Source organism: Microvirga roseola, assembly GCF_020866965.1.
Classification (GTDB): domain Bacteria; phylum Pseudomonadota; class Alphaproteobacteria; order Rhizobiales; family Beijerinckiaceae; genus Microvirga; species Microvirga roseola.
Map to the genome: position 1 here is coordinate 1 of NZ_JAJATX010000036.1, position 24,421 is coordinate 24,421.

Annotated in this window: 30 protein-coding genes; 21 read left to right on the forward strand and 9 right to left on the reverse strand. The window is 61.8% G+C overall.

The features are described from left to right. Positions 1 to 92: 92 nt before the first annotated feature. Together LG661_RS17165 and LG661_RS17170 are read left to right on the forward strand one after the other, a co-directional pair. Positions 93 to 476: a response regulator gene (locus tag LG661_RS17165; protein WP_230533101.1), complete on the forward strand. Its 384-nt coding sequence runs from the start codon at positions 93 to 95 to the stop codon at positions 474 to 476. Between the two features lie 18 nt (positions 477 to 494). Continuing rightward, positions 495 to 1,196 carry a protein phosphatase CheZ gene (locus LG661_RS17170; protein WP_230533102.1) on the forward strand — a complete coding sequence of 234 codons (702 nt, stop codon included), beginning with the start codon at positions 495 to 497 and terminating at the stop codon, positions 1,194 to 1,196. Positions 1,197 to 1,259: 63 nt separating this feature from the next. Here LG661_RS17170 and LG661_RS17175 read toward each other — a convergent pair whose 3' ends face one another. Next, positions 1,260 to 1,733, reverse strand: a complete 474-nt coding sequence (locus LG661_RS17175; protein ID WP_230533103.1) for a hypothetical protein — start codon at positions 1,731 to 1,733, stop codon at positions 1,260 to 1,262. 359 nt (positions 1,734 to 2,092) lie between these two features. Here LG661_RS17175 and flgB point away from each other — a divergent pair, with 359 nt between their 5' ends. From flgB to LG661_RS17255, 16 genes are all read left to right on the forward strand, one after another. Beyond that, positions 2,093 to 2,479: a flagellar basal body rod protein FlgB gene (flgB, locus tag LG661_RS17180; RefSeq protein WP_230533104.1), complete on the forward strand. Its 387-nt coding sequence runs from the start codon at positions 2,093 to 2,095 to the stop codon at positions 2,477 to 2,479. Next, positions 2,479 to 2,895, forward strand: a complete 417-nt coding sequence (gene flgC / locus LG661_RS17185) for a flagellar basal body rod protein FlgC (RefSeq protein ID WP_230533105.1) — start codon at positions 2,479 to 2,481, stop codon at positions 2,893 to 2,895. Before flgB ends, flgC begins: the two co-directional genes overlap by 1 nt. A 2-nt stretch (positions 2,896 to 2,897) precedes the next feature. Then, positions 2,898 to 3,242 (forward strand): flagellar hook-basal body complex protein FliE, encoded by a 345-nt coding sequence (locus tag LG661_RS17190; RefSeq protein WP_230533106.1) that lies wholly within the window; start codon positions 2,898 to 2,900, stop codon positions 3,240 to 3,242. A gap of 10 nt (positions 3,243 to 3,252) precedes the next feature. Continuing rightward, positions 3,253 to 4,041: a flagellar basal-body rod protein FlgG gene (gene flgG, locus LG661_RS17195; protein WP_230533107.1), complete on the forward strand. Its 789-nt coding sequence runs from the start codon at positions 3,253 to 3,255 to the stop codon at positions 4,039 to 4,041. 23 nt (positions 4,042 to 4,064) lie between these two features. Beyond that, positions 4,065 to 4,529, forward strand: a complete 465-nt coding sequence (gene flgA / locus LG661_RS17200) for a flagellar basal body P-ring formation chaperone FlgA (RefSeq protein WP_230533108.1) — start codon at positions 4,065 to 4,067, stop codon at positions 4,527 to 4,529. Then, positions 4,529 to 5,626 (forward strand): flagellar basal body P-ring protein FlgI, encoded by a 1,098-nt coding sequence (gene flgI, locus LG661_RS17205; RefSeq protein WP_230533109.1) that lies wholly within the window; start codon positions 4,529 to 4,531, stop codon positions 5,624 to 5,626. Before flgA ends, flgI begins: the two co-directional genes overlap by 1 nt. Continuing rightward, on the forward strand, positions 5,623 to 6,117 hold the full coding sequence (locus LG661_RS17210; RefSeq protein WP_230533110.1) for a MotE family protein: 495 nt from the start codon (positions 5,623 to 5,625) through the stop codon (positions 6,115 to 6,117). The genes flgI and LG661_RS17210 overlap by 4 nt, the downstream gene beginning before the upstream one ends. Further along, the gene (gene flgH, locus LG661_RS17215) at positions 6,117 to 6,815 is read left to right on the forward strand and encodes a flagellar basal body L-ring protein FlgH (RefSeq protein ID WP_230533111.1); all 699 of its coding nucleotides are present in this window, start codon (positions 6,117 to 6,119) and stop codon (positions 6,813 to 6,815) included. Before LG661_RS17210 ends, flgH begins: the two co-directional genes overlap by 1 nt. A gap of 10 nt (positions 6,816 to 6,825) precedes the next feature. After that, positions 6,826 to 7,335 carry a flagellar basal body-associated FliL family protein gene (locus LG661_RS17220; protein ID WP_230533112.1) on the forward strand — a complete coding sequence of 170 codons (510 nt, stop codon included), beginning with the start codon at positions 6,826 to 6,828 and terminating at the stop codon, positions 7,333 to 7,335. A gap of 108 nt (positions 7,336 to 7,443) precedes the next feature. After that, positions 7,444 to 8,199: a flagellar type III secretion system pore protein FliP gene (fliP, locus tag LG661_RS17225; RefSeq protein WP_230533113.1), complete on the forward strand. Its 756-nt coding sequence runs from the start codon at positions 7,444 to 7,446 to the stop codon at positions 8,197 to 8,199. Between the two features lie 92 nt (positions 8,200 to 8,291). Next, positions 8,292 to 9,938, forward strand: coding sequence for a flagellar basal-body MS-ring/collar protein FliF (fliF, locus tag LG661_RS17230; protein ID WP_230533114.1), 1,647 nt, complete (start codon positions 8,292 to 8,294; stop codon positions 9,936 to 9,938). Then, a complete protein-coding gene (locus tag LG661_RS17235) occupies positions 9,938 to 10,609 on the forward strand; it encodes a hypothetical protein (protein ID WP_230533115.1) in 672 nt (223 codons plus the stop codon). The genes fliF and LG661_RS17235 overlap by 1 nt, the downstream gene beginning before the upstream one ends. A gap of 1 nt (position 10,610) precedes the next feature. Beyond that, complete coding sequence (locus LG661_RS17240; RefSeq protein WP_230533116.1) at positions 10,611 to 11,807, forward strand: MotB family protein; 1,197 nt, start codon at positions 10,611 to 10,613, stop codon at positions 11,805 to 11,807. A 5-nt stretch (positions 11,808 to 11,812) separates the two neighbouring features. Continuing rightward, positions 11,813 to 13,018, forward strand: a complete 1,206-nt coding sequence (locus LG661_RS17245) for a chemotaxis protein MotC (protein WP_230533117.1) — start codon at positions 11,813 to 11,815, stop codon at positions 13,016 to 13,018. Positions 13,019 to 13,031: 13 nt separating this feature from the next. Next, entirely contained in the window at positions 13,032 to 14,489 is a 1,458-nt protein-coding gene (fliK, locus tag LG661_RS17250; protein WP_230533118.1) for a flagellar hook-length control protein FliK, read from the forward strand. Beyond that, positions 14,407 to 15,024, forward strand: coding sequence for a transglycosylase SLT domain-containing protein (locus tag LG661_RS17255; protein ID WP_230533119.1), 618 nt, complete (start codon positions 14,407 to 14,409; stop codon positions 15,022 to 15,024). Before fliK ends, LG661_RS17255 begins: the two co-directional genes overlap by 83 nt. Before the next feature lie 21 nt (positions 15,025 to 15,045). On the opposite strand, the gene LG661_RS17260 is transcribed toward LG661_RS17255, so the two are convergent. From LG661_RS17260 to motA, 8 genes are all read right to left on the reverse strand, one after another. Beyond that, complete coding sequence (locus tag LG661_RS17260; RefSeq protein ID WP_230533120.1) at positions 15,046 to 15,756, reverse strand: AprI/Inh family metalloprotease inhibitor; 711 nt, start codon at positions 15,754 to 15,756, stop codon at positions 15,046 to 15,048. 28 nt (positions 15,757 to 15,784) lie between these two features. Then, a complete protein-coding gene (locus LG661_RS17265) occupies positions 15,785 to 16,285 on the reverse strand; it encodes a hypothetical protein (protein ID WP_230533121.1) in 501 nt (166 codons plus the stop codon). Beyond that, positions 16,282 to 17,346, reverse strand: coding sequence for a flagellar biosynthesis protein FlhB (flhB, locus tag LG661_RS17270; protein WP_230533122.1), 1,065 nt, complete (start codon positions 17,344 to 17,346; stop codon positions 16,282 to 16,284). Before flhB ends, LG661_RS17265 begins: the two co-directional genes overlap by 4 nt. 17 nt (positions 17,347 to 17,363) lie before the next feature. Beyond that, a complete protein-coding gene (locus LG661_RS17275) occupies positions 17,364 to 18,395 on the reverse strand; it encodes a flagellar motor switch protein FliG (protein WP_230533123.1) in 1,032 nt (343 codons plus the stop codon). Positions 18,396 to 18,409: 14 nt separating this feature from the next. Further along, on the reverse strand, positions 18,410 to 18,727 hold the full coding sequence (fliN, locus tag LG661_RS17280; protein WP_230533146.1) for a flagellar motor switch protein FliN: 318 nt from the start codon (positions 18,725 to 18,727) through the stop codon (positions 18,410 to 18,412). A 90-nt stretch (positions 18,728 to 18,817) separates the two neighbouring features. After that, positions 18,818 to 19,090 (reverse strand): hypothetical protein, encoded by a 273-nt coding sequence (locus LG661_RS17285; protein ID WP_230533124.1) that lies wholly within the window; start codon positions 19,088 to 19,090, stop codon positions 18,818 to 18,820. Next, positions 19,071 to 20,000: a flagellar motor switch protein FliM gene (locus tag LG661_RS17290; RefSeq protein ID WP_230533125.1), complete on the reverse strand. Its 930-nt coding sequence runs from the start codon at positions 19,998 to 20,000 to the stop codon at positions 19,071 to 19,073. The genes LG661_RS17285 and LG661_RS17290 overlap by 20 nt, the downstream gene beginning before the upstream one ends. 2 nt (positions 20,001 to 20,002) lie before the next feature. Continuing rightward, the gene (gene motA, locus LG661_RS17295; RefSeq protein WP_230533126.1) at positions 20,003 to 20,884 is read right to left on the reverse strand and encodes a flagellar motor stator protein MotA; all 882 of its coding nucleotides are present in this window, start codon (positions 20,882 to 20,884) and stop codon (positions 20,003 to 20,005) included. A gap of 178 nt (positions 20,885 to 21,062) precedes the next feature. Between motA and flgF the strand changes: the two genes are divergently transcribed. The 3 genes from flgF (at position 21,063) to LG661_RS17310 (ending at position 24,414) form a co-directional block, all read left to right on the forward strand. Next, positions 21,063 to 21,785, forward strand: a complete 723-nt coding sequence (flgF, locus tag LG661_RS17300; protein ID WP_230533127.1) for a flagellar basal-body rod protein FlgF — start codon at positions 21,063 to 21,065, stop codon at positions 21,783 to 21,785. A 13-nt stretch (positions 21,786 to 21,798) separates the two neighbouring features. Further along, complete coding sequence (gene fliI, locus LG661_RS17305) at positions 21,799 to 23,121, forward strand: flagellar protein export ATPase FliI (protein WP_230533128.1); 1,323 nt, start codon at positions 21,799 to 21,801, stop codon at positions 23,119 to 23,121. 102 nt (positions 23,122 to 23,223) lie between these two features. Then, positions 23,224 to 24,414: a flagellar hook protein FlgE gene (locus tag LG661_RS17310; RefSeq protein ID WP_230533129.1), complete on the forward strand. Its 1,191-nt coding sequence runs from the start codon at positions 23,224 to 23,226 to the stop codon at positions 24,412 to 24,414. Positions 24,415 to 24,421: the final 7 nt, after the last annotated feature.

A 24,421-nucleotide genomic window follows, 5' to 3' on the forward strand; every position in this document is an offset into this window, starting at 1 on the left:
GGACACGAGGTCGACGCATTCCTCTCAAGCGTCAAAGCCGCGTGACAACAACAATAACCCTTTAAGACCAACCCACATTAAGGATTTTCATTATGGGGCTCGATCTTTCCACTCCCGTCCTCGTCGTCGACGATTACCAGACGATGGTGCGGATTCTTCGTAACCTGCTGAAGCAGGTCGGCTTCACGGATGTGGACGACGCATCCGACGGAACGGCCGCTCTCTCCAAGCTGAAGGAGAAGCAGTACGGTCTCGTGATCTCCGACTGGAACATGGAGCCGATGACGGGATACGAACTGCTGCAGCATGTCCGCGCCGACGAGAAGCTTCGGGATATCCCCTTCATCATGGTCACCGCCGAGGCAAAGACAGAGAACGTCGTGGCGGCCAAGAAGGCGGGCGTGAACAACTACATCGTCAAGCCGTTCAACGCCCAGACCCTGCAGGCCAAGATCTCTGCGGTTCTCGGCAGCTGATGCGGATGAGGCGTCATCATGACCACTCGTAAGAGTTTCCGGATCGAGGCAGGGCGCGCCGAGATACCGACCGATGTTGCGGCCTCGCAGCGTCACACCGAAATCATGGAAGCCTTCGCGTCACTGAGGGAGCTTATCGGCCCGACGCACGAGGTTTCCCACACCATCCTTGAGGAGCATCGTCGGGACATGCAGGAAGCCATGCGCCTGAAGGTCGAAATGGACGCCATCGCCGAAGCGATCCAGCGCACCAAGCAGGAAATCGCAACCCTGCACTATGCCGGTGCGCAGGGCAGGGAGATGGCCCGGGTGACCGACGAGCTCGGCGCCATCGTTCTCGGAACCGAGACGGCCACCCACTCGATCCTGGCCAATGCGGAGCGGATCGACGAACTCGCGGGCAATCTTGCCGCCCGCCTGTCCGGCGACGACCGGGCCATCGCCAGCGAGATCTCCGAGCAGGTGATCAGCATCTTCGAGTCGTGCAACTTCCAGGACATTACCGGACAGCGCATCAGCAAAGTGGTCTCGGCAGTGCGGTTCATCGACGAGCGGATCAAGCAGATGATCGAGATCTGGGGTGGGCTCGAGAGCTTCAAGGAAGTGCCGACCCTCGATGTCGCCGAGCGGACCGGGGACAGAGCCCTGCTGAACGGCCCAGCATTGGCCAACGATCCCGGCCGCACGTCGCAGGACGACATCGACGCCCTGTTCGGCTGATATCAATATCGATCCCGGCGGCCCGCCATCACGGGCTGCCGGGATCGTCTCGCAATGAAAACCTCAGGAATTAGTCTGGGCGGGCAGGGGAACGAGCCTGGCATTGTTCAGGACGTCGGCAAAATGCCTGAGATCCGCCTCCGGATCGCGGGATCTCTCGTCGAGCAGGATCCGCTGGATGGCGACGCCGAAATAATGGCGGTGCAGAACCAGCTTAAAGAAGACGCTCACGGAGCGGTGAACGAACTCCAGGTCCAGCGTGACCGTTGGAGCCGCGCCCCATTCGAAGCTCACGCTGGCCAGGTGGCCGTACCGCAAGGTGCCGTCCTTGAAGAACAGTTCGGTCGAGGACTCCACCAGATCCTCCACATTGGCGTGGAGATCCTTGGAGATGAAGGATGTGAGAACGCCGACATCGGTCAGGCTCAACTCGGCGACGACGTCCTTGATGTGATTGGCGAGCACCACCTCGAAGGGATCGGCTTCTGCCTCGGGAGGCTGCCAGAAGCGCAGGTCCTTGTCTTGCTTTCCGGCCATCCTCGACCTCGTTGACGCCAAACGTGCTGATAGAGCCACTCTGCAGTATCACTGGTCTTGACAGGACATTATCCCATTGTCCCGGCAAGACCAACGGCTCTTCGTCATGTTTCGCTCCTACACCCCGGGTATGGTGAAAACTTGGCCGCAGCGTCGGCTGCGAACAGGTTCCGCAGGTCGTCCGCATGCTGCCAGGGCCGCGGGCGTCAGCAGTCGATAGCGATACATGATAACGATAGGGCTGCGGCAGCTCTGAAGGACTTGGTCCTGTCGAATGCCGCCCACGCGCCGAGCGCGATGTCAGCTTCGTGCAAGATTGCGGGTGTAACGAATTCTCAAGGTATTCCTTGGAGGTCCGTGTGACGCCCCCCGTCTATCTCTTCGATCTGGCTTCCCGGCAGTCCCAGTGGCTGGCCGTCCGTCAGTCGACCATCGCCGGCAACATCGCGAACGCCAACACGCCCGGCTACAAGGCCCGGGACGTCGAGCCCTTTGCCGATGTTCTGGACAAGACCAAGCTCGCGATGGTGGGAACGAGAAGCGGCCACATCACCATGGACGGCCGCCAGGTCGAGGGAACGAAGGTCAAGAAGTCGGAGACCTGGGACACGGTCTATTCCGGCAACTCCGTCAGCCTCGAGCAGGAAATGTCCAAGTCCGGCGAAGTCAACCGCCAGCATTCCCTCAATACCAGCATCGTCAAATCCTTTCACCGCATGCTGATGTCAACCGTGAGGACAGGATGATGATTGATCCCCTGACCGCTTCCTCGAAACTCTCCGGTGCGGGCCTTGAGGCCCAGTCGGCTCGTCTGCGCATCATTGCCGAGAACGTGGCCAACGCGAACTCGACCGGTCGGACCGAAGGGGCCGACCCGTATACGCGCAAGACGATCACCTTCAAGACCCAGCTCGACCGTGCCCTCGGAGCCTCGTCCGTGACGGTCAAGTCGATCGGAACGGATTCCGCGCCGTACCCGGTCCAGTACGATCCCGGTAATCCGGCGGCCGACGAGAACGGCATGGTGAAGATGCCGAACGTCAACATGCTGATGGAAATGGCCGACATGCGCGAGGCCAACCGGTCCTATGAGGCCAACCTGCAGATGATGAAGCAGGCTCGCGCCATGATTTCCGCGACAATCGACCTTCTGAGAGGCTGACCATGGTCAATGCGGTTTCTGCAATCTCGTCGATGATCGACCGGACCGGGGGAGTGGCGGCGACCCAGACCGTCGCAACCCACGCCCTCGCCGGAGCTGGAGCGGGAGCCGGCGTCGCGGGAGCCTCGCAGGCGAGCTTCGGCGACATGATGGCTCAGGTCGCCAGTACCGCAATCGACACCATGAAGGCGGGCGAGGCGGCGGCCATTTCCGGAATCCAGGGCAAGGCATCCGTTCAGCAGGTGGTCGAGGCGGTCATGTCCGCCGAGCAGACCCTGCAGGCCGCCATCGCGATCCGGGACAAGGTAATCGCGGCCTATCAAGAAATTTCGCGCATGGCGATCTAAGGAGAATATCGTGAGAGCTCTTGCAATTGCCGCAACCGGCATGAATGCCCAACAGCTGAATGTCGAAGTCATCGCGAACAACATCTCGAACGTGAATACGACGGGCTTCAAGGCGGCCCGCGCGGAGTTCACGGATCTTCTCTATCAAGCCGAGCGCATGCAGGGCATTCCGGCCCAGGCCGGCGAGCAGCCGGTGCCCGAAGGCGCAATGCTGGGCCTCGGTGTGCGTACGGCGGCGATCCGGAACCTGCACCGCCAGGGATCGCTCGCGAACACCTCGAACCAGTTCGACCTCGCCCTCAACGGCCGCGGCTGGTTCCAGGTCAACGCGCCGGGCGGCGAGACGATCTATACCCGCGCCGGCTCCTTCAACAAGAACGGCGACGGCCAGCTGGTGACTCTCGACGGCTACACCCTCAACCCGGCCATCCTCATTCCGGCCAATGCGACGGACGTGGTCATCAACGAGTCGGGCCAGGTCTACGCCAAGATCGACGGACAGGCGCAGCCCGAGGAAATCGGCCAGCTGACGCTCGCCAATTTCGTGAACGACGCCGGCCTCGAGCCCATCGGCAACAACTTCTACCGCGAGACGCTGGCATCGGGCGCACCCGTCGTCGGCGTGGCGGGAGATCCGGGCTTCGGCAAGATCCACCAGGGTTACCTGGAATCCTCGAACGTCGACCCGATCAAGGAGATCACCAATCTCATTTCCGCGCAGCGCGCTTTCGAGATGAACTCCAAGGTCATCCAGGCGGCCGACGATATGGCGGGGACCGTATCGAAGGGTATCCGCTAAGCGCATAACCGAAGGCTTTTGAAATGAAATCTTTGTTTGCAACATTTTTTACAGCCGCGGCCCTGATTGCGGGCCTTGCCGGATCGGCGGCAGCACAGGAGCGCGTTCTTCCCGTTCCGACGGTCACGATCTATCCGGGCGACACGATCGACGAGTCCATGCTCAAGGACCGGATCTACCCTGAGAACTACCGCTTCCGGACGGCCGTGGTGGAAACCCCGCGCGTCCTCATCGGCAAGACGGTGCGGCGTACGCTGCTTCCGGGGGAGGCCATTCCCTTGAACGCTGTCGACGATCCGAAGCTCGTGTCGCGCGGCGTGCCTGCTCCCATCGTCTTCGAGGAAGGGGGGCTGACGATCACCGGCGTCGGAACACCGCTCCAGAACGGAACGCTCGGACAGAGCGTCCAGGTGAAGAACATGGACAGCGGCCGCGTGATCATCGGTCGGGTCGAGTCTGACGGCAAGATCCGCGTTGGTGCGTACTGATGGTTCGCCTCCTCCTCATCCTGCTGGCGGCTCTCTGCTCCTCTCCGTCTTTCGCCCTGACCCGGATCAAGGACGTGGCGGCGGTGCAGGGCGTGCGCGAGAACCAGCTCATCGGTTACGGACTCGTCGTGGGCCTTCAGGGAACCGGCGATACGTTGCGCAACTCCCAATTCACCGAGCAATCCCTTCAGTCGATGCTGGACCGCATGGGCGTCAATGTCCGCGACGCCAACCTGCGGACCCGCAACGTCGCGGCCGTCATGGTCACGGCCAACCTGCCGCCCTTCGTAGGCACGGGGTCGCGCATCGACGTGACAGTGACGTCCATGGGCGACGCCACGTCCCTCAAGGGCGGCACGCTGCTTCTCACCGCGCTCCAGGGCGGCGACGGGGAGGTCTATGCCGTCGCGCAGGGCGCCGTCGCGGTTTCCGGATTCTCGGCGCAGGGCCAGGCGGAGACGCTCACTTCAGGCGTCGCCACGGCAGGCCGCATCCCCAACGGCGCGCTTATCGAGCGCGAGGTGCCCCACGGACATATTGAGGCCAGCACGATGGTGCTGGAGCTCAAGAATCCGGACTACAAGACTGCTACCCTGATCACCGACGCGATCAACAGCTACTCGCAGCGGCGTTACGGAAGCCGCGTTGCCTCGCCGCGTGACTTCAGATCCGTCGTTCTGAAGAGGCCCGCCAGCATCGGCTCCACGCGCTTCATTGCGGAGCTGGGCGACCTGAGGATCGAACCCGATACCCCGGCCCGCATCGTCGTCGACCAGAAGACCGGAACCGTGGTGATCGGTAAGAACGTCCAGATCTCTACGGTCGCCATCACGCACGGCAACCTGACGATCCGCATCACCGAGATGCCGCAGGTTTCGCAGCCGGAGCCGTTCTCCGACGGCCAGACCGTTGTCGTGCCACGCACTGCCATCAATGCCGAGGAGGAGCGGGTTCCCCTCGCCATCGTTGGCGGTTCGGATCTCCAGACCCTCGTGAAGGGACTCAACCAGATGGGGCTCAAGCCCACGGATGTGATTGCGATCCTCCAGGCCATCAAGACGGCCGGGGCGCTTCAAGCGGAGTTGGTTGTCCAATGATCTCCTTGCATCGTGCCGGCGCAGTCGTCGCCGCCTCTCTCTTCCTTGCCGCGCCGCAGGTTGCTGTCGCGCAGGAGCAGGCCGGGGAAGGCCGGGTCAAGCAGTACTGCGAGAATATCGCGGACGCGGCGGCCGACGCACGCTTTCTCCTCCAGAAGGAGACGCTGGAGAAGATGGAGAAGGAAATCGACAGCCGCATCAAGGTTCTCGAGACGAAGCGCGCCGAATACGAGGACTGGCTGAAGCGCCGGAACGACTTCCTAGCGAAGGCCGACGAGGCTGTCGTCTCGATCTATTCCCGGATGAGGCCGGATGCCGCCGCCCTCCAGCTCGCCAATATGGACGAGGAGATCGCAGCCGCCATCCTGACGAAGCTCAACCCGCGCTCGTCCAGCAGCATTCTGAACGAGATGGAGCCTGCCCGGGCGGCCCAGCTCACCAATGTGATAACCGATGCGCCCCGGCGCGGTCAGAACGGTGCAAAATCGTGATGAAACGCTTCATCATCCTTGCGGGATGTCTGCTGCTCGGCGCCTGCGCCACCAGGGTCGACGAAATCGGCCGCGAGCCGGTCATGACGCCTGTCGGCGCAGGCCTGGCCGTGGACCGGGAGCCTCTTCCGACCATCTTCAAGACGGCGCCCCGGTCTTCGCCCGGATCCACCTGGAGCTATGCGAGCGCGGATCTCTTCCAGAGCCCGCGCGCGAAGAACGTCGGCGACATCGTCACCGTCAATATCCAGATCGACGACAAGGCCGAGTTCGAGAACGCGAGCGACCGCTCGCGAAAATCCCAGCTCGATATGGGCCTCGACTATGCCTTCAGCTTCCGCGGTTGGGACTCGGACGGCACGGCGGATGGCGGTCTCCGCTCGAATTCGTCCTCGAACGGCAGGGGCACCATCGATCGGTCCGAGAAGCTGAGAATGTCGGTCGCCGCCGTCGTGACCGAGGTGCTTCCGAACGGAAACGTGATGATCAGCGGGTCGCAGGAGGTTCGGGTCAACTACGAGCTCCGCATCCTCAATATCGCCGGAATCGTGAGGCCCCGCGACATCTCCCGCAACAACACGATCAGCTACGACAAGATCGCGGAAGCCCGGGTCTCCTATGGCGGTCGCGGACGCATCATGGAAGTTCAGCAGCCCGCCTATGGGCAGCAGATCTTTGATGCGGTGACCCCGTTCTAAGGTCAAGGTCATGTCCGAAGAGAGCCTGGCCCTGCCCCCTCCTGCGACCGAGACGAAGAAGAGCGGTCTGCTCGGGGTGATCCTGACCTTCCTGGTCCTGAGCCTGCTGGCCGTTGCCGTCGGGGGTGGATCCGGGATCCTCATGGTCTCAAGCATCGAGAAGTCCATTCTCGAGAAGCATCAGGCGAAGGCGGAGGAGAAGGTCTCGACCAGCCCGTATTCCGGCGACATCGCCGTCAGGAGGCTGGCTCCGGTCGTGACCAACCTCGCCAATTCCGAGAATGAATGGATCCGTCTCGAGTTTTCCATCGTGTACAAGAACGTTCCGGGCATGAACCCTGACGTTGCCGCCGCGGAGATCCGGCAGGATGTTCTGGCCTATCTGCGGACTCTCTCCATTGCGCAGATCCAGGGTCCCAGCGGCCTGCTGCATCTGAGAGAGGACCTGAACGAGCGCGTGAAGCTCCGCTCCAACGGTGAAGTCAAGGAAATCACGATCGAGACCCTCGTGGTTCAGTGAGTTGCGTTGCGTCAAAAGTATCGGAGAGGGCCAAGGCAGTTTTGGTCTGCGCCTGATCTCCCGGCCGCGACATCCTTGTTTCAGGATGCCTTTGAAGAATTTGGTTCAATGATTCATCGCCTCATTCCCGCATTCCTCTTTTCCACGCTGGCGACCTCGGCCAGTGCCCAGGTTCCTGGACTCGACGCGCTTCTGCCGCCAGGCGATGGAGCCGTCACAGGCCGTATCATCCAGCTCGTCGCCCTGCTGACCGTCCTCTCGCTGGCGCCGGGCCTGCTCATCATGGTGACGAGCTTCACCCGCTTCGTCGTCGCTTTTTCGTTCCTGCGCTCCGGCCTTGGTCTTCAGAGCACCCCGGCCAATCTCTTTCTGATCAGTCTCTCGCTGTTCATGACCTTCTTCGTCATGGCCCCGACCTTCGACAGGGCGTGGCAGGACGGCGTGAAGCCCCTGATCGAGAATCAGATCCCCGAGCAGGAAGCGTTTTCCAGGACGACGGAGCCCTTCCGGGATTTCATGCTGTCCCATGTAAGGCCCAAGGACCTCCAGACCTTCGTCGATCTCGCAACTACGAGCTTTCCCGCACAGGCCGAGGCTGCCGAGACCAGCCCCGACGGGAAGATCGATCTGCGCATCATCATCCCCGCATTCATGATCTCGGAGCTGAGGCGTGGATTCGAGATCGGCTTTCTCATCGCCCTGCCGTTCCTCGTCATCGACATGATCGTTGCGACCCTCGTCATGTCCATGGGCATGATGATGATGCCCCCGACGGTGATCTCCCTTCCGTTCAAGATTCTCTTCTTCATCCTGATCGATGGCTGGAACATCCTCGTCAGCGGTCTTGTGAAATCCTACTTCTGACGTTCCTGTGAACGAGGCCCCGGACGGAGCAATGCTCGCGCAAGGTTGAACGGGCACAACGCATCAGCAGTATCTCCAAACTGGGATCGTTCATGCCTGGTCGTCAGCACGTCGAAAAATTGTGGATCAGCCTCTTGCAACTCGGGGTCCGTCGCCTCGCCGCGCTGGGAGCGATCGGAGTTGCCGTTTTTCTTCTTGTGGGCTTCGGAGCGTACTACCTCAGCCGGCCGACCCAGGAGGTTCTCTATACCGGCCTCGACCGCGAGGACGTCGGCCGCATCGGCGCAGTGCTGAAGGACGCGAGCATTCCGTTCGATGTGAGCTCGGACGGAGCATCCGTGCTCGTCAGCTACGGGAACACAGCTCAGGCGCGCATGCTGCTCGCCGAGAAGGGCCTGCCGCACAGCAGCCGCTCGGGCTATGAACTCTTCAACGATCTCGGCTCGCTCGGCCTGACCTCCTTCATGCAGGAGGTCACCAAGGTGCGCGCGCTCGAGGGCGAGCTTGCCCGCACGATTCAGGGCATGAAGGGGGTCAAGGCTGCGCGCGTTCACATCGTCCTGCCCGACCGTGGATCGTTCCGGCGCGAGCAGCAGGCTCCTTCCGCCTCCGTCGTCATCCGCACGAGCCCGTCCGACGACACCTCTTCCGCTCAGGCGATCCGGCATCTGGTTGCAGCCGCGATCCCCGGCATGAAGGTGGAGAAGGTCACTGTGATGAATACGGAGGGCACCCTCCTGATGTCCGGCGACGATGCGTCGAATGTCGCAAGCGGAAGGCTCGCTACCTTGGAGAAGTCCGTCGGCTCCGAGATCCAGGACGCCGTCCGTCGAACCCTCGCGCCTTACCTCGGCATCGGCAATTTCGAGGTCAGTGTCGCGGCTCGCCTGAACACGGACAAGGTCAATACGAGCGAGACGATCTACGATCCGGAATCCAAGGTCGAGCGCTCGATCCGCACCGTGAAGGAGACGGAGGTCTCCCAGAACCGGGCCGGCCAGCAGCCCACGACCGTGCAGCAGAACCTGCCCGACCAGAACGTCCGAGCGGATGGCGGCGAGAATTCGAGCGAGGACAACCAGCGCCGTGAGGAGCTGACGAACTACGAGATCTCGTCGAAAACGATCCAGACGATCAGCGACGGCTACTCGATCAAGAATCTCTCGGTGGCCGTGCTGGTGAACAGGGGCCGTCTGGAAGCTCTCCTCGGCGAGAACGCCAAGGCCGAAGACGTCAACGCCAAGATCGCCGAGATCGAGGAACTCGTTGCGTCGGCCGCCGGCTTCAGCAAGCCGCGCGGCGACACGATCAAGGTTGCCGCTGTCGGCTTCGTCGAGGAATCGCAGAGCCTCCAGCCCTATCCGGAGCCGTCGATCTCCGAGATTCTTTCGCGTCAGCTCGGCAACATCCTCAATGCTCTGACGATCCTGGCCATGGCGCTCCTTCTGGTCTGGTTCGGTCTGCGTCCGGCAGTGAAGATGCTGGTCGCCCGTCACCAGGCCGAGATCGAGTACAAGAAGGAACAGGCGGCGGCTCTGGCTGCCCGGGAAGCCGCTGCGGCGCTCGCGGCTCAGGCCGAACTCGAGCGGCAGGAACAGGTGCGCCAGCTCGAATCGCAGATGCCGAACCTGCTTGAGAATGCGAGCACGCCTCAGCGCAAGCTGGAGCATATCGTCGAGCTGAATGAAGAGCAGGCGGCGGCCGTGCTGAGGCAGTGGCTCCTTCAGGAAGCGGCGTGATGTCGAAGGAAATCGCCCGCCTCCTAACGGATTTCTCCCATGACAGGGCCGGCAAGCCGCCGGCCTCCGTGCCGGGCTTCCCGTTCCTGAAGTCCGTCAAACTCAAGCCCGAACCCGAGCCGGAGGCTCCGTCTGAGTCCAAAGCCAAGCCTGCCGAGGACTCGAAGGCCCTGATCCGCCAGGCTGTGGAGAAGGCGCGGGAGGAGGAGCGGGAATTCGCACAGAGCATGCTTGAGCGGGCTCTGGCGGAGGGGAGGACCAGATCCGAAGCCGCGCTTCAAACCGCAAGGGCCGAGTGGGTGGCGCAGGAAGCCGAGGCGCTCAGGACGCAGATGGCGGCAGCCTTCGAAGCGATCGAGGAAGGCTTGTCCACCCGGATCGCCAACATCCTTGGACCATTCCTCGGGGAAGCCTTCCGACAGCAGGCTCTGTCCGAGATGCAAGCGACGATCCGATCCATCCTCTCGCGCTCCCAGGGCGGTGTCATCGCCATATCCGGCCCCGACGACCTGCTGGCTGAGATCAGGGGGAGATTGGGCGAGCTGGGAGAGGCCATCGAGTTCAAGCCGGGCGACCAAGCCGACGTGACGGTGATCGCCGGAGACACAACCATCGAGACCCAGATCGGTGAGTGGATGACCCGTCTCAACCGTGTTCTGAAGGCCGGATAGAATGACCGATCCCGCACATCAGGAAATCATCATCGTCCGCCGCCAAGAGCAGGACGAGGAGCAGGCCAAGGGCGGCGTCTGGAAGATCGCGCATGCCGACTTCATGACCGCCATGATGGCGTTCTTCCTGGTCATGTGGCTGATCAGCCAGACTGATCAGAACACCCGGGCGAGCGTCGCAAACTACTTCAACCCGGTTCAGCTCGCCCAGTCGACGCCGAACAAGAAGGGATTGGAGGAATCCACCGACATGCCGCCCGACGGAATGCCGGATGCGGAGAAAGCGGGCAAGGAGAAGGGGAGCGGAGAGGGCACCGGCGGGAAATCCCACCAGCTGCAGAAGCCCCGGTTCAAGGAGGGCGCTCTCTTCCAGGATCCCTACGCGGTTCTCGCCCGCATCGCCGCGGATATCGAGCCGAGGCCGCAGGACACGCTGGGAGCGGACGCGACCCCTGGAGAAAGCGAGGTTCCAGGCCTGACCTCGGGCGAAGCCTATCGCGATCCCTTCGACCCGCTGTACTGGAAGGTGTCTCCGGTCAAGGAATTGAAGACCGAGCTGCCGCGCAAGCCCGGAACCGCGCCTGCGCCGACGCGCAATTCCGTCGATGAACCGGCTCCCGCATCGCCGGGAGAAGCCAGTGCTGTTGCCGAGAACGACGCAAATGCTCTCCCGGAGCAGGCTCCGATCAGCGATGCTCAGGGCAAGCCGGAGGAAGCTGGCGCTCCCGCCAGCGAAGCCGACCGGGAGATCGCAGAGCTGAAATCCGTCATCACGGCTGCCGTCCAGCCCGGACGGGACAGCTCGGCCAATCCAATCATCGAGGTGCGGCGGACAGGCGCCGGCACCCTCATCAGCCTCACGGACGATTTCGATTTCAGCATGTTCGCCATCGGTTCGGCCGAGCCGCATGCAAAAGTTGTGAGAGCGATGGAGAAGATCGCCGCAATCCTGAAATCGCGCCCTGGAAAGATCGTGGTGCGTGGCCATACCGACGGGCGTCCGTTCAAGTCCGAGGACTACGACAATTGGCGCCTGTCGCAGGCCCGCGCGCAGATGGCCCTCTACATGCTCGTCAGGGGCGGGTTGCCGGAGGAGAGGATCGTCCGGGTGGAGGGCCATGCGGACCGCGATCCGAAGAATGCCGCCGATAGGAACGCGGACGAAAACCGGCGCATCGAGATCCTGCTGCAGGAGTGATGGGAGTGGCGCGTCTTCCGCAGATCCTGTCGATTGTCGGCACTCTGGCTGCCGCTTGTCCGGCCTTGGCCGAAAGCGATCAGGCCGCGCCTGAGCCGACATACGAAATCGGCCAGCCTATCCAGATGGTGCGGACGCTTCAGCTCCTGCAGGACCAGATTGCGGCCGGATCCACCGACGCCCATCTCGGGCAGCGCGGGCTCCTTGCGCTTCTGGACCGGCAGTTCATGGAATTGGAAGATCAGGTCTGGCAGGACTCGAGGAACGTCCGGGCCGCGGTCGTCTATGTCCTGAGCGGCGGCCGGCCCCAGATCCTTCGCAAGCTCCTGTCGCCTCGCCTTATTCCACTTGAAGACGTGCCGCTCGCCGAGGGGGCGTTGGCCTATGTCGAGGGGCGCGAGGAGGAAGCGCAAAGGACGCTTCTGGAGATCGATCCTATGACACTTCCTGCCGGCGCGGGAGCCCAGCTGGCCCTGGTCCAGGCTGCCCTCATCGTCCGGACGGACCCGAGGAAATCCATGGATTACCTGAACCTCGTCCGCCTTCAGGCTCCGGGAACGCTCCTGGAGGAGGCCGCGCTGCGCCGCCAGATCTTCGTCGCGCACCAATTGGGAGAGGCTCTCAAGTTCGAATTCCTCGTCGGCGACTATCTGAGCCGCTATCGGAGCTCCATCTATGCCAGCAATTTCAGGCAGCGTTTGGCGGCGATCCTCACGCAGATCGATTTCGGAAAGGAGCCGGAGCGCTTCGAGCGCATTCTCCAGCTTCTTCGCGAACTGGATCCGCGCGTGCAGATCGACCTGCTGCTCTTGATCGCGCGGGCATCGGTGGACCAGGGCTTCGTGAAGTCGGCCCTGATCGCCTCGGAGCGGGTTCTGAGCCTTGCCGGGAACGATGAGAGCGCCGCAGTGCGGGCGAGGCTCTACCGGGCGGCAGCACAGATCGTCACCCCGGGCTCCCTGGAAGCCGGCCTGCTCGAACTCAAAGGGTTCGACCGCTCTCTCCTGTCGCCGCACGACGCCAATCTGCTCGATTCCGCTTTGGCGCTGGCGCGCCACATCAAGCAGTTGCCGGGAGAACCGGCGGAAACCCTTGCCGCGCCGGCCGCTCTCGCGAAGCCGCAAGACACGACGCAAGCTCCAGAACTGCCTCAAGCCGTAATCAAGGCCAAAGAGGCTTTGACCCGAGTGGACCGACTCATCAAGAAGTGAGCTCGAGGACCTGATGAACAAATTCGAGATCCTGCCCCAGAGCATGCCGCGACGGGCGGAAGCATCACCATCGAAAGTGATCTCCCCGTTGGACAGCGGAGGCGAGCGGGATGGGGCTGCCGGCGAAGGGGCCTTTAAATCGCTACTGGACGGCTTCTCGCACTCCACTGGGTCTGGCTCCGAGGCACAGCCTGCGCAGAAGGCTCATCCGCTGGGGATCGGTGCAAGAATAGTCTCGCAGGTGCAGGCGGAGCGTGCGCTGCAGGAGGCCAGACTCGACCTCGACGTCCAGAGTATGGGTGATGAGGCGCTTCCGGAGGACGCAGCCGCAACTCTCGGCGAACTCCTGAAGACTGACACGCCGGATGCCACGAAGCTGATCCAGGTCCAGCAAAGTCAGGCGGGCAGCGCTGTCGTCTCGGTTTTCGAGAACCTGTTGCCGAAGCTCATGCTTCAGACGAGTTCCGGGAGCGGTCAAGGCAAGCAGGACGCGGAGAATGGCTCTTCGCGAGGATCGCCGCTTATGCCTGGATCCGGCCTCGAGAAGGCTCCTGCGGGCAAGATGCTGGACATGGCGCCGAAGGTCACAGTCCAGTACCAGGAAACGCATTTCAAGCCGATCGTCGAAGGCTTCAGCACGAAGATCGTCTCCCAGAATGACCCGTCATCCGGAGGTGAACTCACGACCGGCAGTCCGGCGGGCGACGATGTGAATCTGTCGGCCAAGACGCCGTCAATCGGAATGCCTTCTGATGCAGGAAGCAGGGGCACGCCGAATGTAGCCGTGAAGGCGCCGGCCCCTTCGGAAACGGAGCTGGCCATCACGGCCAAAGGTCGAGCGGCCGAGGTGCTCACGCCTCATGCCGAAGCGGCGCTGAAGAATTCCGAAGTCGAGGTGAAAGCGGAGGGCAACTCCTCCCTGCCGCCGGGAACGCTGCAGCGGGTCGCAGGAGCCATTCTGGCGCAGACCGGCCCGATGGCTGCGGAACTGAACGCGAGAACCCAGGCAGCCGAAGGGGCAACCTTCGTCACGACGGCCCGCGCCTCTGAAGGGGTGATGCGGATGCTGAACATTCAGCTTCACCCTGCAGAACTCGGTCTCATGACCGTCAGAATGCGGTTGTCGGGCGACGATCTCACCATGGAGATCGAGGTTGCAAGCGACGAAACGGCCCATCTGCTCAGGACCGATTCCGAGAAGCTGTCCAACCTGCTGCGGGGATCAGGCTACCGGCCGGAGGTCATCAGCATCCAGGTTGCACAGCCGGATGCAACCCAGCAGCAGGGGATGAGTGCCCAGCGCGATTCCGGTCCGGCCTTCCAGCAGGAGGGGTTCGGCCAGGGATCGCTCAACCGGGACGAACGGCCAAGACAGCAGGACAAAGACTATGATTACGGGATGCACGCCAGTGGTGACGTCGCCGAAGAGAGCACTCCTTCTGATCGCCGTGCTGGCGGGGTTTATCTCTAACGGAACGCTACCGGCAGAGGCTGGTACCCAGCCCGACAGCCGGTCCTGCGAGCGGGAGATGAAGCGGGCGTCGGCGAAGTACGGGGTCCCCCTCGGAATGCTCTATGCGGTCGGTCTGACGGAAACCGGCAGGCGCGGAAGTCTCCAGCCTTACGCCATGAATATCGAGGGAAAAGCGCATTTCGCCGCCAGCGTCTCCGAGGCCAAGAGGGTCTTCGAAGAGGCGCGGCGCTCGGGCGCAAGGCTGATCGATCTCGGATGCATGCAGATCAATCACCATTATCACAGCGACAAGTTTCCGTCGCTCGACAGCATGCTGAGTCCGCGCGAGAACGTCGAATACGCAGCACGCTTCCTGAAAGAGCTGAAAGAGCGCCACGCCTCATGGACGATGGCGGTCGCGCGCTATCATGCCGGCCCCAACAATGATCCGGCCCAGAAGCGTTATGTCTGCCGGGTCATCGCGAACATGGTCGCGACAGGATTTGGTGAATGGACGCCGGCTGCGCGGTCTTTCTGCAGCTCGGAGACTTGACGGGTTCGGTGGGAAGGGCAGTCAGCGTGTCATCGTCACGGCGCCATCGGAGCCGCTGAGGGTTCCGGCGAGGGCAGCCTCTGCGCCGCTCATGCGGGCAATCACCCTGCCGCGCGAATAGAGAACCACATTGTTGTCGCCGAAGGTCCAGGCGTTCACGCTCGCGAGCGCGGAATTGCGGCATCCGGAGGCCGACGCCTTGTAGAGATCGAGAACGGGCGTGCTCGAGAGCTGAACCTTGCACGCGCTTCCCTTGTCATCGACGGCCTTCCAGATCCCTGCATAGGACGAGGCATGTCGGGGCGCACTGACGACAGGAGATCCTTGAGAGGCGCTCGGTATGGGACCCACGACCTGGCCCACGTCGCCGGGCGGTGGGGCTACGCCGATCGCCGAAGGATCGATCGCGGCCATCGCGCCATATGGCGGAGGGAAAGGAGTGGGAACAGGCTCGAAGGGGAGGGGGCCTGAGCGATCCACGAGCCTGTGCGGCCCAGCGGGTCTTATCGCTCCGGCGGGGACGGCGACCGGGATAGGGGATACGACGACCTCCTCCTCGACGGCGGTCACGACCGGCGGCTGGCCCCAGGGGGCGGAGTATCGCGGGTAGGTACGGGTGACGCTGCCGGAATACCATGGACCACGGGGATAGTGACCGTCCGTTGCGGTGCATCCTGACAGCAGGGCGGCCGCCGCCAGGGCGACCGGCGGCAAGGATATGGCTTTTCTCATCCCGTCGGTCTGCACTTGTCCACCCCGATCAATGCCGGATCACGTCCGGGGGATAGAGGGCGGACGTGTAACGATCCGGCAGAGGGGTCCGCCGAGCGGATCGCAGGATCTGAGCGAATTCCACTGCGCCGAACTGACCCTCTGGAACGCCCTCGATCAGCAGCACCTTGTTGATATGAACGCCGATGTCCCTGGACCCGAGAACAAGCTCGAACAGCACGCTCACCGGGCCGTGGGCGAATTCCATGTTGAGCACGATGCTCGCCGGAACTCCCAGCTCGAAGGTCACTCCGGCTGCGCGGGCATAGGACAAGGTCCTGTCCTTGAAATACAGCTCGACGGAGGACGTGACGATCTCGTCCATGTTGCCGTGCAGCTGATTCGTCACATACGACATGATGATTTCGGCGTCGGCCAGGCACAGATCCCCGACCACGTCCTTGATGTTGCACGCGAGAATTTCCTCGAAGACATAGACTTCGTAATTCTCGGAGGAGAAACCGGTATTGGTGTCGGGATGCTGTCTCATTTCGACCTTGTCAGAATGTAGAACAAGATTTGAGCAACGGCTTTATAGAAATCCGGAGGAATCATCCGATCTATGTGAACGTTGTCGTACATGGATCTTGCCAGAGGCTTGTCCTCGATGACGGGAACGCCATTCTTTTCTGCAATCTCGCGGATCTTGAGAGCGATCAGATCCTGTCCCTTGGCGACGACGATGGGAGCCGGCGCCTCGCCGCGCTCGTAACGGAGTGCGATGGCGTAGTGCGTCGGGTTCGCAATGACGAAGGTTGCCTTGGGAACCGCCGCGAGCATCCTGCGGCGTGCGCGATCCTGGGCGATGGAGCGCATCCGCGCCTTGACCATGGGATCGCCCTCGATCTGCTTGTACTCGTCCTTCACTTCCTGGCGGGTCATCTTGAGGTCGCTGTGCCACTTGAACCGCGCCCAGAGAAGGTCGGCCGCGACCATGACGATGGTGGCAATGGATATGGCGGAAACCAGCCGCAACGCCATGCTCTGCATGAGCTCCGGGATCAGGGACGGATCGCTGAACATGGAGTTGATGACCTTATGTTGCTCGGACTTCAGAAGCAGAAGAACGACGATGGTGACCGTTCCGAATTTGAAGACCGACTTGAGGAACTCGACCTGGCCTTGGCGTCCGAAGAGGCGGGTGAAACCAGCCTTCGGGGAGATCTTGCTCCATTGCGGCCTGATCCGTTCGAGTACGATGCTCGGCGTATTCTGCAGAATGGATGCCGCAAGGCTGCATCCGGCCAGGATGGCGATGATCGGGACGAGAAAAATCCCTACCTCGATCGCCGTCGCTTGAATGAGGGCAGTTGCATCCGCCCCCGATTCGATGCGGAAGTCCTGTGGCCTGTCGATGAAGAGCGCGAGTTTCTCCGACAGGGACCTGACATTCTCCCGGACGGAAAAAGCCAGTACGAGGAGAATGGCGAGCATCGATGCGAAGACAGGAGCCTCTCGCGAGAAGGGGATGTTCCCCTTCTCGATAGCGTCGCGAACCTTCTTGTCGGAAGGCGCTTCTGTCTTGCTCTCCTTATCGGCATCTTCTGACATGAACCGCTCTCAGGCGATCAGAAGAACGAGCCTTCATCCTCGTTCTCTGAGTTGATGACGATTTCGCCGCGAGCTGCCATTTCGAGAGCAAGGTCCGTGATCGCCCGGCGGGCTTCGGCCACCTCGCGGTGCGCCACGGGATCCTTGCCGTTCAATTCGTGCTCCACCATGCGCCTGACGCGAGACGACAGCGCTGCGAGAACGATCTTCCGGAACTCGTCCCCGGTTCCCTTTAGGGCCATGACGATCCGATCTGGCGGGACCTGATCGAACAGGGTCGTCCGATCCTTTGGCGTGAGCTTGATGATATCGTCGAAGGTGAACAGGAGGCTCTTCAGGATTTCCGCCGACTTCGGCCGGACTGCTGCAAGATCGTTGAGCACGTCCTCGATGTGGTCGCGCTCCATCTTGTTGATGATGTCCGCCATCTTTGCGTGCGTGTCGCTTCCGGCATTCTTCGAGAAGTTCGCCATGAAGTCGTCCTGGAGCGTGGCCTCGATGTTCTTCAGGGTCTCGTCGACGATCGGCTTCATGCTGAGCATGCGGCGCATGAGCCCGTTGCGAAGGTTCTGGGGCATCTGGGCCATGACCTTTGCGGCGCAGGCGGGCTTTACCTTGGAGAGGATCAAGGCTGCTGTCTGAGGATGCTCCTTGAGCAGATAGGAGGCGATGACGTTCTCCGAGACGCCGGATATCCGCTCCCAGATATTGCGGTTCGCGTTTCCGATCACCTCGTTCATGATGTCGGAGACGAGTTCCTCCGGCAGGATGCCACTCAGGAGCTTTTCGATCTCCGAGGCGCTGCCGACCAGGTCCGTCCCGTTCGAGAAGTTCGATGCGAACTCATCGACGAGGCGTTCGATCTGCGAAGTCGAAACCGGCCCTAGAAGCGCAGCAGACCGCGTAACGACCCGAATCTCCTCCGGGCTGAAGTGCTTGAGGACCTTGCTCGCAGCCGGTTTTCCCATGGCCAGCAGAAGGGTCGCGACACGCTCGGGACCCTTCAGGACCTTGGGAGGCTGAGACTTGACGGAAACGCCTGCTGCCATCTCTGGAGACCGGCTTAGCTGTTGAACTCAGAGGTCGGCGGACCGACAATTTCTGTGAGGGAGACACCAAAGCGCGAATTGTCGTCCTCCACGACAACGACCTCGCCCCGCGCGATGACCCGGCCGTTGACGACGATATCGACCGGCTCGCCTACGCGGTGGTCCAGGGGAATGATCGCGCCGCGGCCCAGATTCATGAGGCTGGCGACCGGCATCGTGGCGTTGCCCAGAACCACCTGGATCTGCACGGGAATGCGCAGGATCGAGTCCAGGTTGCGGGGCGATCCGAGCTTGTCCTCGCTGGCGCCGGCCCGATCCTGGATGTTGTTCATCACATTGTCTCTCCAGGCGAGGTTTTCCGGTGCGTTGGGATCAGTGGCTTGAGTCATGGAAAGGCCTCTCAATATTCAGGATGTCGGAAATCAGGACTTCTTGCGGGCGTCGAGTTCGCCGATCAGGGCTTTTGCCTCTTCGATCCGCTGCCCCAGGGCCGCAAGCGTGTCCTTGCTTTCAGTCCCAAAGCTTCTGACAGCGCTCTCGGCGATGCGGAGCGACTGCCCGGTCTGATCGAGAATCCTTCTGTACTCGGCCTGGGCCGCCTCGAAGTTCTTCAGCTTGAAGTACATCGTCACGACGATCACGCTCGTCGTGACGAGCGCGACGAAGAGGATCATATTAGCGAGGGAGGATATCATCGAAGAACTCTTTCTCCTGGTCGATGTAGTCCTCGACCTTCAGAACATAGGAGCCGTCGGAATGCCCGACCGTACACCAGAAAAGCCCCTGCTGGTTGGCTTGGAGCTTGACCCGTGAGCGAGGCGTTGCCTGAAGCTCGATGATCTGGCCGATCTTGAGGTTCGTGATCTCTCCGAGGGTGAGATAGCGCTCCTCGAGGACGGCTGTGAGCGGAACTCCCGCCTTCGTCACTTCGGACTTGATCTGCTTCGTCCACCGCGGATCGCGTCCGGACGATTCGCCGCTGACCACCCGCGAGAGCGGCTGCCGCAAAGGGTTGATGACCGACTGCGGGATGATCACGAACATCTCGCCGCCACGGTTCAGGGCCTGCAGAAGGAATTTCGCCGCAACGGCCTGGTTGTTGCGCCGCCCGATGACCGCAAAGTCCATGCGGGTTTCGATGCGCTCGAGTTTGAACCGGGTGTTGACGACGAGCGAGAAAGAGGCCTGGAGTGCTTTCCCGACCTGTTCGAACAGGGTTTGCGCCATCTTCAGCTCGATGCTCGAGAAACCGCGCGCCTCTTCGACCGGCGGCTCGGAGCCGTCCGACCCGAACAGGACCTCGACCATGGTGTAGATGAAGTCCCGGTCGAACCCGATCAGCACGTGGCTGTCCCAGTCCGGCGCATGAAAGATTCCGGCGACCGCGTTGGCCTCGTACATTTCCAGAATATCCGTGATGCGGCCGGATTCGATGCCGCTCAGCGAATAGTACATGGGCGAGGCTGCGATATGCCGGAGATGCTCGGCGCAGGATGTCGACATGCGGTCGAAGATCACATGGAGCATCGGCAGCCGGTCGAGCTGAAGCCCGGCGGCGTCGAGAAGCTTGTCGCGAATATCCGCGGCGCTGTTGAGGGCACTCATGATTACGCAGCCTCTTTCACGTCTTCGGTGCGGCCGCCCAGCGTCGTTGCGGCTTCCACCTCATCGATGGTGGGGCGGTACTCGGATGAGATTCCCTTGCGCCCGTGCTCGACGGCGATCTGCGGCAGGGCGCCGTTCATGTAGGCGATGAGCGTCTGCCGGACGATGGTATAGACCCGGGTCTGCTTCTCACGGGTCGCCTTGACCTTCAGAGCCAGCGGGGAAAGGAGTGCGTAGGAAATGAAGATGCCTGCGAAGGTGCCCACGAGCGCGGCGCCGATGAGCCCGCCGAGGATCTCCGGGGACTGGTCGATGGCGCCCATGGCCTTCACGATTCCCAGAACCGCCGCCACGATCCCGAGGGCAGGCAAGGCTTCCGCCACGGTGTTGAGGGCGTAGTAAGGCTTGGTGCAGTCCTTGCGAATGGTCGTAATCTCATTCTCCATGAGGGATTCGATCTCATGGGGGCGTGCATTGCCGATGATGATGAGACGTACGTAGTCGCAGATGAAATAGGTGAGTTCCCGGTTCTGCAGAATGCCTGGGAAAGCCCTGAAGATCTCGGACTCGTCCGGCTCGTCCACATGCGCCTCGACCTCGTTTCGCGGCTTGTTGCGCAGCTCTCGCATCAGAGCGTAGAGGACGCCCAGGATGTCGAGGTAGTCCTTGCGCTTCGGGGTCTTCCCGGAGATCGCCTCGAGGGCGGCCCGTCCCGTGTCGGCAACCAGCGAAAGCGGGTTCGCGATGATGAAGGCGCCGATGGCGATGCCGAGGATGATGACATATTCCCACGGCTGCCAGATGACGCCGAGCTTGCCTCCCATAGCCACGAAGCCGCCGACGAGGCAGCCGATTGCTACGGTAATTCCAATTAGAAAGCCCAAGGGTGCGGTCCTCAGATAGCCATAAATCCTCTTAGCGGAATAAGTCGTGAGGCTTGTGCGTAGCTGGAATGGAGCGAGCAAGCTTCGGGCAAGGTCGGTGAGCTAGCTCTGCCGGATCATGATCCGCTGCCTACCCTGATGCTTTGGGCAGGCGCGGGTCGAGGATTCGGAGTCTCGGATGCAGTCTGCGCTTTACGTTGCCCTGTCGGCCCAGGTCGCCATGGAAAAGCGGCTTAACACTGTTGCGAACAATGTCGCCAACATGAATACCGGCGGCTTCCGGGCGGACGAGGTCAAGTTCGAAGAAATCCTGTCAACCGTCGGCAAGGACGATGTGGCCTTTGCCTCGTCCGGCGAGAATTTCATCTCCCGTCGCACGGGAGCCATCACCCGGACCGACAACCCGCTCGATGTCGCGATCCAGGGAGATGCCTGGTTTGCCTTTGAGGCTCCTAACGGCACGGCCTACACTCGCGACGGCCGCCTGAAGATGTCGGAGAACGGCGATCTTCAGACCATCGACGGGTATCCCGTCATCGATGCGGGCGGGGCGCCGATTGCGCTCGACCCGATGGGCGGAGCGCCGGTCATCGGTACGGACGGGGCAATCATGCAGGACGGCAATCAGGTCGGCACCCTTGGTCTCTTCACCCTTGCACAGAACAGCAAGCTCTCCCGGTTCGGGAATTCCGGCGTCTACTCCAGCGTCCCCGGACAGGTGGTTCAGGATTTCACCTCCACCAAGGTTCAGCAGGGTCACAGCGAAGGCTCGAACGTCAATCCGATTCTCGAGCTGACGAAAATGATCGCCATCCAGCGCAGCTTCGACGGCGCGGCGACGACGATCCAAGAATCCGAATCCTCTCTCATGAGCGCCATTCGGACCATGGGCCCTAGCTAGCAGCTGACAGACGATGGACGCCCTGAAGAAAATCGAAGAATTCGTCCTTTCCGAAGGCGCGTCGCTTTCCAGAATCCGCATTGGCGGGCTCATCCGCGAGGTGACCCCCAGCTACTGCCGCATCTCGGGCCTGTCGAAATTCGTGTGTCTGGGCGACAGCATCGAATATGGCCCACGGGGACGGACGCAGATCGGCGAGGTTGTGCGGATCGACGATGCCGGCGTAACGGTGAAGCCCTTCGACGACCGGATCGAGGCGGGTCTCGGAACACCCGCCTATTTTGCGGGGGACAGAAAGCTTAGGCCCGATCCCGCATGGCGGGGGAGGGTGATCAACGCCCTTGGGGAGCCCCTGGATGGACTAGGCGCCCTCCTGCAGGGGGACAGGCCGGTTTCCGGGGAATCCCCACCGCCTTCAGCCATGAAGCGGGCGCGGGTGCAAAAGCCCCTGAAGACAGGCGTCAAGGTCATCGATCTCTTCACGCCGATCTGTGAAGGGCAGAGGATCGGCATCTTCGCGGGGTCCGGCGTCGGCAAGTCCACACTCCTCGCCATGCTGGCGAAGAGTGCCAGCTTCGATACGATCGTGGTGGCGCTCGTCGGAGAGCGCGGACGCGAGGTCAGGGAGTTTCTCGAGGGGCCTATCGAGCCCAATCTCGGGCGCTCGGTGGTCGTGGTCTCAACAGGCGACGAGAGCCCGATGATGCGGCGCCAGGCGCCGAAGACGGCCACGGCGATTGCGGAATACTTCCGGGATCGAGGGGACACTGTTCTCCTGATCGTCGACTCCGTCACCCGTTACGCTCACGCCGCCCGCGATGTGGCGCTCGCCGCAGGCGAGCCTGCCGTCGCTCGCGGCTACACGCCGAGCGTATTCAGCGAATTGCCGAAACTCCTTGAACGGTCAGGCCCCGGCGAGGAGGGAGAAGGTTCGATCACAGGGATCTTCTCGGTTCTCGTCGATGGCGACGATCACAACGATCCCGTTGCCGACAACATCAGGGGTACGCTGGACGGCCATATCGTTCTAGACCGCGGCATCGCCGACCAGGGGCGTTATCCAGCGGTCAACATCCTGAGTTCGATCTCCCGCTTGGCGGATCATGTCTGGAGCGTGGATCAGAAGGAGCTCGTGCGACGTCTGAAGGGCCTTGTCGCCCGGTACGAGGACACGCGCGATCTGCGTCTCATGGGAGGATACCAGGCGGGGACCGATCCCGAGCTGGATCAGGCCGTGGTGATCGTTCCGAAGATCTACGAGGCCCTGCGGCAGGATCTGTCCATGCTTGCCAGCCGCGACGCCTTCATGGATCTGGCAGAGTTCCTCAAGCAGTAGGTGCTTCGCATCCGCAGGATGTCTCAGGAAAAGGTCCCGAGAGTTACAGCCTCGCACAAGCTAGTCGTGTTTGAGTTCAATCGGAGCGTTTAGGAGCCTAACATGAGTCTTTATGGTGTTCTTCGCAGTGGCGTGTCCGGCATGAATGCCCAGTCGAACAAGCTGGGGACGGTGGCTGAGAATATTCAGAACGCAAACACCACGGGCTACAAGCGCGCTTCGACGGAGTTCTCCTCCCTCATCCTGCAATCGGGAGAGGGCAACTACAACTCGGGGTCGGTTACGAGCAAGATCCGATACGCCATCTCCTATGATGGTCCAGTCACCTACACCACGTCCGCCTCGGACCTCGCGATTTCCGGCAACGGTTTCTTCGTCGTCTCGGACCCGAAGGGTTCACCCTATCTGACCCGCGCAGGCAATTTCGTCGTCGACGGAAACTCCGGCAATCTCGTCAATGCGGCTGGTTTCACCCTGATGGGGTACAGCCTCGCGAATGGTGAGGATGTCGCCCCGACTTTGAACAGCCTGAACGACATGGTTCCGGTGAACATCTCCTCCCTCAGCATGCAAGCAAGGCCGTCGACAGCCGGAACCTTTGTGGGGAATCTACCGTTCAACGACCCAGTCAATGTTCCGCCGGCGCCGAACAAGCTGTCGTCGCTGACGACCTTCGACAATGTTGGCAACTCGGTGAAGCTCGACATCGTAATGACGAAGACGGCCGGCAGCACCTGGAATGTCGATGTCCGGCATGGCGCGACGTCGCTGGGCAATCTGGACCTAGACTTTGATATCAACGGGCAGCTGACAACCACACCGCCCGTGCTGACGGTCAATATCCCAGGCGGTCAGGCCTTTGACCTGAACATGGCAGGAATGACCCAGCTTGCAGGCGACTACAACGTCACGGGCGAAGCAAACGGCACTGCCCCGTCGGCCGTGAAAGGAGCAGAGTTCGCCTCGGACGGAAAAGTGTATGCGGTCTACGAGGACGGGGAGCGCGTTCCGGTCTACTGGGTCCCTCTGGCGACGGTTGCAAGCCCCGACAATCTCGTGCCTCGGGCAGGAAATGTCTACGAGGCGAGCACTAGCTCCGGCTCTTACATGGTTGGCTTCCCCGAAACCGGCGGCTACGGCTCGATCACAGTCGGTGCACTCGAGGGGTCCAACGTGGACATCGGAACCGAGCTGACGGCCATGATTGAGGCTCAGACGAGCTACACCGCGAATTCGAAGGTCTTCCAGACGGGATCCGAACTCCTCGATGTGCTCATGAGCCTGAAGCGCTGATCTTAAG